Here is a 1213-nt window from a genome sequence, read left to right on the forward strand (position 1 = left end):
TATCGGGAGCACCTCACCCCCGTACAGGTCGCCGGGATCCTGCTGACGGTCGCCGGGGTCGTCATGCTGAACCTCGGCGGGGACCCACACGAGGCCCCCGCCGGAACCGCAGTCGCTCCCCGGACGGATCCCGCCCCGTCCAGGTGACGCGGGGTGCGGGTCACCCGCGGGACGCATCCACAACACGCGACAGCTCGGCGCCGGGCGTCGGGAAAGCGCGTACCCTGAGAGCATGCCCACCCGTTACGAAGCCTCAATCCGTCTCGACATCCCCCTGGAGATGGCGAAGCGGCACGGGATCCCGTCCCAGATCAGCCAGACGAAGCTCGACGAGCTCGACGCGAACCCGCCGCAGTGGCTCGTGCAGTCCCGGCTGAACCGCACCGGCACGAAGCCGGTCTGGGCCCACCTGGTCTGCGTGCTCTGCGGCACGGAGGAGCACGCCCGCCCCAAGAAGTGGTGGCCCGAGTTCACGCTCCTGGCCTGCGACGAGCACGAGCCAGAGGAGCTGCCGGAGCCGGCCCCGGGCGCGGACCGCTCCTTCGTCTACGGCGTCGGCACCCGCTTCCTCGGCGTGGTCGACGCCGGTCCCGCCGCGGAATAGCCACCCCGAGCCGGTACCATCGGGAACGTGAGCCCCACAGCAGAGGTCCCCGAATCCCGCATCATTCACTCGGCCCGCCGCATCGATGCCGGCGGCCTCCTCGAGGACGCGTGGGTGCTCTCACGGAGCGGCCACATCGTGGGCTCCGGCACCGGGGACGGCTGGCGGTCACACACGGCTGACTCTCCGGAGGTGATCGACGCCGCCGGGCGCACCCTCGTCCCCGGCTTCATCGACCTGCACGCGCACGGCGCGGGCGGGGCCGCCTACGACGACGGCCCCACCGCGATGCGCCGGGCGCTCGCCGCGCACCGCGCACACGGCACCACGCGGGCGGTGCTGAGCTTCGTCGCGAGTCCCGTGCCCGCGCTCATCGAACGGCTCGGCGAGGTCGCGGCGCTCGCCGAACAGGACCCCGGCGTGCTCGGCGCGCACCTGGAGGGGCCGTTCCTCGCAGATCAGCGCCGCGGGGCGCACGATCCGGCGCAGCTCATCGCGCCCGACCCGGAGACAGTTCAGCGACTGATGGACGCCGGTCGGGGCCTGCTCCGCCAGGTCACCCTCGCCCCCGAGCGGGAGGGCGCGCTCGACGCGATCGCCCGCTTCTCG

Annotated in this window: 2 protein-coding genes; both read left to right on the forward strand. The window is 73.1% G+C overall.

Annotated elements, in window-relative coordinates:
• The first annotated feature begins 232 nt into the window (after nucleotides 1-232).
• Entirely contained in the window at nucleotides 233-604 is a 372-nt protein-coding gene (locus OOT08_RS07490) for a hypothetical protein (protein WP_325091978.1), read from the forward strand.
• 27 nt (nucleotides 605-631) lie between these two features.
• The coding region (locus OOT08_RS07495; protein ID WP_325091980.1) for an amidohydrolase family protein at nucleotides 632-1213 on the forward strand (582 nt) is incomplete at its 3' end.

The organism is Leucobacter sp. M11 (genome assembly GCF_035726885.1).
Taxonomy (GTDB): domain Bacteria; phylum Actinomycetota; class Actinomycetes; order Actinomycetales; family Microbacteriaceae; genus JAPFRB01.

What these genes read in the sequence shown, in the direction of transcription:
- OOT08_RS07490 (WP_325091978.1), top strand. Translation starts at nt 233, where the DNA reads ATGCCCACCCGTTACGAAGCCTCAATCCGTCTCGACATCCCCCTGGAG.